The organism is Streptomyces bohaiensis, assembly GCF_012033785.1.
Taxonomy (GTDB): domain Bacteria; phylum Actinomycetota; class Actinomycetes; order Streptomycetales; family Streptomycetaceae; genus Streptomyces; species Streptomyces bohaiensis.
Window position 1 is genome coordinate 1 of record NZ_JAAVJC010000193.1, and the last position, 9117, is coordinate 9117.

Below are 9117 nucleotides of genomic sequence, written 5' to 3' on the forward strand. Positions count from 1 at the left end.
GGGCTGGCCTGACTGACCGCCGGAGCGGCGTGTCAGGCGCGCGCCGCGCGGGCGAATCGCAGGGGCTGCCACACCGCGGGCGCGAACAGCGCGTGGGCGGCCAGCGCCGCCAGGGCGACGGCGCCCTCCGCACCGAGGAGCACCTCCGCGGCGGCAGCCGGGAGTTCCGCCACCGGCGCGGACGCGCCGAGGAGGGCCAGCAGCAGGGTGAGCCCAGCCAGCGCGGCGGCGGTCACCAGGGTGTGGACAACGAACAACCCGCAGCGGTGGGCCGCCCCGCGCGGACGCGCGTCGGCCTCGGCGGGCACCAGCGCCGACGCGGGGCCCGAGGCCGCCAGCGGCAGCACCACCAGTGCGAGGGCCACCGCGGCGAGCCGCACCCCGTCGGTGTGGGAGACCACCTGCTCGGTGACGGTTCGACCGGCGACGACCGCCTGCGCGGCGAAGGCCAGCGCGGCGAGCCACAGCAGCAGCAGGAACAGCACGATCCGGCCCGCGGGGCGGGGTCCGGGCCGCGGCGGCCCGCCGGCGGGCCGCCGCCCGGTCATCGCTCCGACCACCTCACGCCCCTCTCCTCGGCCGGCGACGCGCCGCGTCAGCCGGTGGCGAGCAGCTTCTCCAACACCAACGCGATCCCGTCCTCCTCGTTTCCGGCGGTCACCTCGTCGGCGATCTCCACCACCGCGGGGTGCGCGCCGGCCATGGCGACGCCATGCGCCGCCCAGCGGAACATCGGGATGTCGTTGGGCATGTCGCCGAAGGCGATGGTGTCGGCGCCCCTCACTCCCAGCCGCCGGCCGGCGATGGAGAGTCCGCTGGCCTTGCTGAGCCCCAGCGGCAGGAGTTCGACCGTCCCCGGGCCGGCCATGACGACCCCGACCGTGGTGTTGACCAGCCGGGTGGCGGCCTCGGTCAGCTCGTCGTCGTCCAGCTCGGGGTGGCGGAGGTAGAGCTTCATCAGCGGCTCCGCCCAGAGCTCTGCGCGGTCTGCGTAGGGGACGGCGGCCAGCGGTTCGCCCTCGATCCGTTCGGGGACGAGGCCGGGGAAGCCGGCGGGGTCGAAGAGCACGATGCCGTCGGCGCCGTCGCGGGTCGCCGCGACCCACAGCGGGCCGAGCTCCGCCTCCAGCGCGTCGACGGCGTGTCGCGCCGCGCGGCGGTCGAGGGTCACCGAGGTCAGCAGCCGGTGCTCACCCGCGTGGTAGACCTGCGCGCCCTGGCCGCAGACGGCGAGCCCGTCGTAGCCGAGGTCGTCCAGGACGTGACGGGTCCAGCCGACGTTGCGCCCCGTGACGACGATGTGGGCGGCGCCCGCCCGCGCGGCGGCCGCCAGCGCCTCCCTGGTGCGCGGCGAGACGGAGCCGTCGCCGCGCAGCAGGGTGCCGTCGAGGTCGGTGGCGACCAGCCGGTACGGGAAGCCGGTCACGAGCCGGAGGGCGCGGTCGCGGTGCCGAGCGGTTCCAGTACCTCGCGCCCCCCGAGGTAGGGACGCAGCATCGGGGGCACGTGCACCGACCCGTCGGGGCGCTGGTGGTTCTCCAGCAGCGCCACGATGGTGCGGGGCACGGCGCAGAGCGTGCCGTTGAGGGTGGCGACCGGGCGGGTGCGGCCGCCGGCCTCCCGGGTGCGGACCGACAGGCGGCGGGCCTGGAAGGAGTCGCAGTTGGAGGCCGAGGTCAGCTCGCGGTACTTGCCCTGGGTGGGGATCCACGCCTCGCAGTCGAACTTGCGGGAGGCCGAGGAGCCGAGGTCACCGGAGGCGACGTCGATCACCTGGAACGGCAGCTCCAGGGCGGTCAACCACTGCTTCTCCCACTCCAGCAGGCTGCGGTGCTCGGCCTCCGACTCCGCGGGGTCGACGAAGCAGAACATCTCGACCTTGTCGAACTGGTGGACGCGGAAGATGCCGCGGGTGTCCTTGCCGTAGGTGCCGGCCTCGCGGCGGAAGCAGGGGGAGAACCCGGCGTACCGCAGCGGCAGCTTCTCGCTGGGGACGATCTCGTCCATGTGGTACGCGGCGAGGGGGACCTCGGAGGTGCCGACGAGGTAGTAGTCGTCGCGCTCCAGGTGGTAGACGTTCTCGGCCGCCTGGCCGAGGAAGCCGGTGCCCTCCATGGCCCGCGGGCGGACCAGTGCGGGGGTGAGCATCGGGACGAAGCCGGCCTCGGTGGCCTGGGCGATCGCCGCGTTCACCAGGGCGAGTTCGAGAAGGGCGCCGATGCCGGTGAGGTAGTAGAAGCGCGAGCCGGAGACCTTGGCGCCGCGCTCGACGTCGATGGCGCCGAGCAGCTCGCCCAGCTCCAGGTGGTCCTTGGGCTCGAACCCCTCGGCCGTGAAGTCGCGGATCGTGCCGTGGGTCTCCAGGACGGCGAAGTCCTCCTCGCCGCCGACCGGGACCTCCGGGTGGACGATGTTGCTCAGCCCGAGGAGCAGCCGCTGGGCCTCCTCGTCGGCCTGGCCCTGCTCGGCGTCGGCCGCCTTGACGGCGGCGGACAGCTCGCCGGCCTTCTTCAGGAGCTCGGCCTTCTCGTCGCCCTGGGCGCGGGGGATGAGCTTGCCGAGCTGCTTCTGCTCGGCGCGCAGCTCGTCGAACCGGCTGCCGGACGACCGGCGCCGTTCGTCGGCGGAGAGCACGGCGTCGACGAGGTCGACGTCCTCTCCACGGGCGCGCTGCGAGGCGCGGACACGGTCGGGGTCGTCTCTCAGCTGCCGAAGGTCGATCACGGCACCAGGCTACCGGGAGGCCGGTGGCGACCACCACCAGCCGGGAGCCCCGCGAGATGCGGCGATTAGTGCGGTTCGCCCGAAGTGCGGGATGGCACGGCAAGGCGGAAATCCACAGCTCAGAGGCGTGCCCCGAAAGTTATCCACAGGTAGCCACCCCCACCTGTGGAGTACCGGGCACCCGGCCACCGGTCGTCACCGACCGGGCGATACGGGCGAGAGCATCCGGAGCTATGGGCGTTTTTCAGCTGAATTGACCGGCACTAATCAGGACATGTCACTGGAGCGGTCGACCCACGGCAGCCTCGACCACCTTCGATGACTTTGGGATGGTCATGGCGCCATGTCGACAATGACCGTTTCACGTATCGACTTATGCACAGGCAATCCACCGAGCCTGTGGATAACCCGGGCCGCAGCGTTGCGGGCCGCGCACAGCGGGGCGCCCGGCCGTCACAGCTCCGGCACACCCGCTCCTCACCGCGCGGATCGGACCTCGCGGCGGATCGGCTCGCGGCGTCGGATGCCGCCGGCCGCCCGCGGGGCACCCCCGGATCGGGCCGTGTTCAGGCGTTCCCGACGGCGCGGCAGCGGGCCGGAGCCGGCGCCGCGGGGCCGGCGTGGGGTCGCAGACCCGCTCTCAGGGCGCCTCTCCCGGCAGCTCGCCCCGCCCGTCGAAACAGCGGTTCAACCAGTCGTTGGCCGCCAGGAACGCCTCGTCCGAGGTCCCGTGGCGCAGCTGCGGCCGGCCACCGTCCGCACGCGGGTACGAACCCAGGTACCGCACCCCGGCGCAGAGCCGCCGCAACCCCATCAACGCCTCACCGACCCTGCGGTCCGCGAGGTGGCCCTCGCAGTCCACCTGGAAGCAGTACTGCCCGATCCCGCCCCCGGTCGGACGCGACTCGATCCGCATGAGGTTGACGCCCCGCGCCGCGAACTCCTGGAGCAGTTCCAGCAGCGCCCCCGGATGGTCGTCGCGCAGCCACAGCACCACCGAGCTCTTGTCGGCGCCGGTCGGCGACGACGGCCGCGCGGGCCGCCCCACCAGCACGAACCGCGTCGCGGCGTTCTCCGCGTCGTGGATGTCGGTGACCAACGGGTGCAGACCGTAGGTGGCCGCCGCGAACTCGCCCGCGAACGCGGCGTCGTACCGCCCCTCCTGCACCAGCCGGGCACCGTCCGCGTTGGAGGCGGCCGACTCCCACTGGGCCTCGGGCAGCTGCCGCTCCAGCCAGCGCCTGACCTGCGGCTGCGCCACCGGGTGCCCGGTCACCGTCTTGACCTCCGCCAGCTCCGTGCCCGGCCGCACCAGCAGCGCGAACGCGATCGGCAGCAGCACCTCCCGGTAGATCATCAGTGGCCGCCCCGACGCCAGTTCGTCGATGGTCGCCGTGACCCCGCCCTCGACCGAGTTCTCGATCGGCACCAGGGCACCGCCCGCCTCGCGGTTGCGCACGGCGTCCAGCGCGGCCGGGACGGAGACCATCGGGACCAGCTCCCGGGTGGCGGCCTCCGGCAGCGTGCGCAGTGCGGCCTCGGTGAAGGTGCCCTCGGGCCCGAGGTAGGTGTAGCGGCTCGACGTCATGGACCCACGGTAGTCCCGTGCGGCGGCCCGCAGCGCCACGTCCCGACGGGCGGGCGCCCGCCCGGTCCCGGAGCGGATTCCGCCCCTCGACCGCGTGGTCCGGGGGGGCGCGCCGGCTCTCACCCCTCCAGCAGCCCCTGCCCGACGTACTCGCCCTTCGCCGCGCCCGGCGGCACCGCGAAGAGCGCCGACGCCTCATGGCGCAGGAACGGCGACAGGGCGTCGCCGCGGTCCAGCTTCCGCTGCACCGGGACGAACGCCCGGTAGGGATCGGCCTGCCAGCACAGGAAGAGCAGACCGGCATCGGGCGCGCCGTCGTCGCGGAACCCGTCGTGGTACGAGAACGGCCGCCGCAGCATGGTCGCGCCGTCGTTGCTCTCCGGCGCCGAGACCCGCACGTGCGCGTTGGCGGCGATCACCGGCGCGCCCTCCGCGGTGCGCGCGTCGAGGTCCACGGGCGTGGTCTCCTCACCACCGGTCAGCGGGGCGCCGTCCGCCTTCCGCCGGCCGATCACCGCCTCCTGCTCCGCGAGCGGCTCCTGCTCCCACTGGTCGAGGAGCATCCGGATGCGGCGCATCACCACGTAGGAGCCGCCCGCCATCCACGCCTCCTCCGCGCGCGCCGTCGACCGCTCCGCGCCCGGCCCGTCCGGGTCGGGGACGAAGACGTGGCCGGCGAACCCCTCGTCGGCCTCCCGGGGGTTGTTGGTGCCGTCGACCTGCCCCATCAGGTTGCGGGCCGTCATCGGGGAGGCGGTGGCGCCGGGCGCCCGGTTGAACCCGCTGTGCTGCCAGCGCAGCCGCGCGGCGCCCGACTCGTCCGCCGCGCGCTGCACGGCGCGCAGCGCGTGGAAGGCGACCAGCGCGTCGTCCGCTCCGACGGCCACCCAGAGGTCGCCGTCGGAGCGTTCCCGGTCCAACGCGTCCGCGGAGAAGTCCGGCAGCGGACGGAGTGCCCGCGGCCGGCGCTCCACCAGCCCGGTGGCGTCGAAGAAGGAATGGCCGAAGCCGATGGTGACCGTCAGCCCGGAGGGCCCTGCGTCCAGGGCGACGCCGGTGTCCCGCTCCCCCGGTTCGCCCGCCATCAGCGCGGCCGCCAGTTCCGTCCACCGCCGCAGCAGCGCACCCGCGGCCCGGCGTGCGTCGGGGGCCGGTGCCGGGACCAGGTCGAAGCCCAGCAGGTGGCCGTGCGCCTGCGCGGGGGTGGTGATCCCGGGCTGGTGACGGCCGTGGAACGGGACCACCGCCTCGCCGACGGCGCTGAGCGGCGTCGGCCGCTCCCCCGCGACGGCGCGCGCGCCGGTGAGCGCACCGCCGGTGCCCACCACCAGGCCGAGCGCCGCCGCACCGCCGCCGGTGGCGAGCAGCGCACGCCGGGACACCCCGCCGGTCGGGGTCCCGGCCGGCTGCTGCGGTGCGGCCGGGTCGGTGCCCCTGCCCGCCCCGGAGGGGGCGGTCGCCGGTGCGGGGGCGGCGGGGCGGCGGTTGCGTCGTGCCATGTGCTGTCAGCCGATCGGGAAGGTGTCGGTCTCGGTCACCTGGTCGATGTCCGAGGTGCGGATGGTCAGCGAGATCTCCCACTCGCCCGGGCGGGGGAGCTGGACGCCGGGAAGGGTCCAGTGCCCGATGTCCACCAGCAGGGCGTCGGGCCGCAACGGACCGATCTCCTCGGCCGGCAGGGTGAGCGCGACGCGGAGTTCGGCGGCGGGCAGCGGCTCGCCCGCGGCGTCCACGGTACGGATGTGCAGCTCGTTGTCGCCGGTGGAGCCGGGGGTGATGTCGACGAGCACGGTGCCGGCACCGTTCTCGCCACCGGTGTCGAACGGCAGCTCCAGCGCGACCGGGCCGCCGCCGACCGTGTCGGTGGCTCCGGCACCCCCGGCCTCCTCCACCGTACGGGCCGGGGGCGTCGTGGTGAGCGCCGTGGTGGCGAGGAGGACGAGCGCGGCGATCACGGCCTCGACGAGGACGGAGCGCCGCAGCCCGGAGCGGACGGGGTCGGAGTCCCGGTCCTTGAGCCGCCGCGCCCGGCCTCGTGCCTCCTGCTGCCGGGCGAGCTGCGCGGCGCGCACCGGGTCGGCCGGTGTCCGCGCGGAGCCGGTGGCGGCGGCGGGCCCCTGCTCCGTCCCGGGCGCGTCGGGGGCGGGGGCGGGATCGCCGAGGGCGGGATCGCCGGGGGCGGGGTCGTCGGGCGCGGAGGCGCTGCCGGTGCCGTCCGCTGGGGGCGCCGGGGGTTCCGGGGTACCCGCCCCCGGCGCCGGGGCGTCCGTCAACCGGGCGGTCCAGCGCCGGGAGGTCCAGCCGACGCCCAGCAGCAGCGCCACCAGCGCCACCTTGACGCCGAGCAACTGCCCGTAGCCGGTGGAGGCCAGCTGCCCCCAGTCGCCCACCTGCCGCCACGACTGGTAGACGCCGGTGACGGCGACCAGCACGACCGAGACCGTCGCCGCCGTGGAGAACCGCCGGACCACGGCGCCCGACACGGCGGGGGTGCCGCCGCGGTGCAGCAGGAGCAGCAGCGTCACCAGGCCGCCCAGCCAGACCGCGGCCGCCGCCATGTGCAGCATGTCGGCCGGGACCGCGATGTGGGTCTGGGGGCCGGAGGCGGCGTGCTCCGCCAGCGACCAGGTCGCGGCGAGCCCCGCGGCCAGCACCGCGCCCGTCCCGAGGGCGCCCCGGGCCCCGGGCGTCGTCCCCTCGGCACCGCCGTCCCGGGGGCAGCCGTCCTCGGGGTCGGGGTCGCGCAGGAGCCGGAACAGGAACCCGGCGACCAGCGCGAGGACCGCGAGCCGGGCCAGCAGCGCGACGCCGGTCCGGGTGTCGACCACCTCGGTGATCCCCGCCAGCCGCACGACCTCCCCGATGCCGCCGCCGGTGATGTACGGCTGCCGCAGGAGCAGCAGCGCCACCGTGGCCCCGGCCGCCAGCGCCCAGCCGAGGGTCGCCACGCGGCGGACGAGCGGTCGCCGGGCGGCGGGCGGCCGGCAGAGCAGCAGGAACGCGGCGGCGCCCACGACCAGCAGGTAGCCGGCGTACGCCGCGTACCGGCCGCTGTCGTAGAGCAGCGCGACCGCGGGGTCCTCGGCCGGGCCGTCCGCCACGACGACGCTCGTCTCGGAGGGCGCGCCGACGGAGAAGGTGAAGGCACCGGCGACGGGGTGGCTGTCGGTGGAGACGACCTGCCACGCGACGGTGTAGGTGCCGTCGGCGATCTCCGACCCGAGCGGCACGGCGTAGGAGGTGCCGCCGCCCACGGCCCCCGGCCGCCGTTCCGGCGACCCCGTGTCGACCCGGTTCCCCTCCGGGTCGAGCACCCGGACGGAGTCGGCGGAGGTCGCGACGTCCTCGGAGAAGTGGAGCACCACCTCCCCCGGCGCCGCGTCGAGCACGGTGCCGTCCTCCGGGTCGCTGCCGAGCAGCGACGCGTGGGCGGCGGCGGGCGCCGCGGCGAGCAGCACCGCGGCCAGGGCGGTGACCGCCAGCAGCAGAGCGGCCGCCGCGGCGCGGAGCCGAGGGGCGCGGGAGAGGTGGGGGGTGTCCATGACGCTCTACGGTCACCTACCGGTGTGGGTCGCGGAAGCCACCGGGATGTCGATGGTGAGAGTTCCGGACTTCTCGAACTCCAACGCGACGGGGACGGTGTCGCCCTCGACCGGCTTGCGGTCCAGCCCGTGCAGCATCAGGTGATTGCCCCCGCGCGCCAGCTCCAGCGAGCCGCCCGCCGGGACGGGAAGTGAGTCGACGGGGCGCATCGAGTTCTCCACCGTCTCGTGGAGCTCCACCTTCTCGGCCATCTCGCTGACGGCGCCCACCAGCGCGTCGTCCTCGTCGCCGGTGTTCTCCAGCACCAGGAAACCGCCGGCCACCGCCTCGCTGACCGGCTCGGGGACGAACGCGTCCCGCACCGACAGCTCCGGGCCCGCCGGTTCGGCGGAACACGCCGCCGCGCCGGTGAGCAGCGCGGCGACGACCGCGGCGAGGGCGGTCCGCCGTGCCCGGCGGCGGGCCGGGCGGGACAGCGGGGTCACGGCGTCTCCCCCTCGATCAGCACCGGCAGGTCGCGCTCGAAGGTCTCGGTGGTGACGCCCTCGGTGTACAGCACGTGCGCCTTGTCGTCGCCCGGCAGGAACGCGAGCACCTGGGAACCGTGGCTGGAGACGACCGCGCCGTCGTCCTCGACGTAGGGCTCCTCCAGCAGCACGCCGAGCGAGCTCGCCGCCTCCTGGATCTCCCCGAAGTCACCGGTGAGGCCGATGAAGTCGGGGTCCTGCGCCTGGAGCCAGGCACCGAGCGACTCCGGGGTGTCGCGCTCGGGGTCGGAGGTGACCATGACGACGTTGAGCCGCTCCCGCTGCTCCTCCGTGAGCTCGGCCGCCGCATTGGCGATGTTGCTCATGGTCAGCGGGCAGACGTCGGGGCAGTTGGTGTAGCCGAAGTAGAGGAGCGTGGCGACGCCCTCCGTCTCGGCGACGAGGTCGTACTCCTCGCCGTCGGTGTCGGTGAGGGTGAGCGCCGGCTTGGCGAAGGGCGTGTCGAGCACGGTGCCGGTCTCGGGGTCGGCTGCGCCGAGGTCGTCGCGGTCGACGACGGAGGCCGGCGGTGCGTCGTCCTCACCGCCGCAGGCGGTCAGGACGAGGGCGGACGCCAGGGCGATTGCGACGGCGGCGCCGGTGGTGCGGGGCTTCATGGTGGTCGTTCTCCTGGTGGTGCTGGGGTACCGGCGGGTCGGTGACCGGCCGGGGAAGGCTCCGGTGCGCGGGCGGCACGGGGCGGCGGCGCCGGGGAGCCGGGTGGCGGCGCCCCGG

Annotated in this window: 8 protein-coding genes; all 8 read right to left on the reverse strand. The window is 75.2% G+C overall.

The window, feature by feature from the left end; genetic code table 11:
* Positions 1 to 32: 32 nt before the first annotated feature.
* Positions 33 to 560: a hypothetical protein gene (locus HCN52_RS17990; RefSeq protein WP_168089477.1), complete on the reverse strand. Its 528-nt coding sequence runs from the start codon at positions 558 to 560 to the stop codon at positions 33 to 35.
* Between the two features lie 35 nt (positions 561 to 595).
* Positions 596 to 1426, reverse strand: a complete 831-nt coding sequence (locus tag HCN52_RS17995; protein ID WP_168089478.1) for an HAD family hydrolase — start codon at positions 1424 to 1426, stop codon at positions 596 to 598.
* Positions 1423 to 2724, reverse strand: coding sequence for a serine--tRNA ligase (gene serS / locus HCN52_RS18000; protein WP_168089479.1), 1302 nt, complete (start codon positions 2722 to 2724; stop codon positions 1423 to 1425). The genes HCN52_RS17995 and serS overlap by 4 nt, the downstream gene beginning before the upstream one ends.
* 640 nt (positions 2725 to 3364) lie before the next feature.
* Positions 3365 to 4312, reverse strand: a complete 948-nt coding sequence (gene pheA / locus HCN52_RS18005; RefSeq protein WP_168089480.1) for a prephenate dehydratase — start codon at positions 4310 to 4312, stop codon at positions 3365 to 3367.
* 119 nt (positions 4313 to 4431) lie between these two features.
* Complete coding sequence (gene efeB / locus HCN52_RS18010) at positions 4432 to 5811, reverse strand: iron uptake transporter deferrochelatase/peroxidase subunit (protein WP_168089481.1); 1380 nt, start codon at positions 5809 to 5811, stop codon at positions 4432 to 4434.
* 6 nt (positions 5812 to 5817) lie between these two features.
* Entirely contained in the window at positions 5818 to 7854 is a 2037-nt protein-coding gene (locus tag HCN52_RS18015) for a copper resistance CopC/CopD family protein (protein WP_168089482.1), read from the reverse strand.
* 12 nt (positions 7855 to 7866) lie between these two features.
* Complete coding sequence (locus HCN52_RS18020) at positions 7867 to 8340, reverse strand: copper chaperone PCu(A)C (RefSeq protein ID WP_312876759.1); 474 nt, start codon at positions 8338 to 8340, stop codon at positions 7867 to 7869.
* Positions 8337 to 8999: an SCO family protein gene (locus HCN52_RS18025; RefSeq protein ID WP_168089483.1), complete on the reverse strand. Its 663-nt coding sequence runs from the start codon at positions 8997 to 8999 to the stop codon at positions 8337 to 8339. Before HCN52_RS18025 ends, HCN52_RS18020 begins: the two co-directional genes overlap by 4 nt.
* Between the last annotated feature and the right edge of the window lie 118 nt (positions 9000 to 9117).

Bases quoted from the DNA above. Each gene is read 5' to 3' on its own strand.
- HCN52_RS18025 (WP_168089483.1), bottom strand. From the start codon at position 8,999: ATGAAGCCCCGCACCACCGGCGCCGCCGTCGCAATCGCCCTGGCGTCC.
- HCN52_RS18015 (WP_168089482.1), bottom strand. From the start codon at position 7,854: ATGGACACCCCCCACCTCTCCCGCGCCCCTCGGCTCCGCGCCGCGGCG.
- pheA (WP_168089480.1), bottom strand. From the start codon at position 4,312: ATGACGTCGAGCCGCTACACCTACCTCGGGCCCGAGGGCACCTTCACC.
- efeB (WP_168089481.1), bottom strand. From the start codon at position 5,811: ATGGCACGACGCAACCGCCGCCCCGCCGCCCCCGCACCGGCGACCGCC.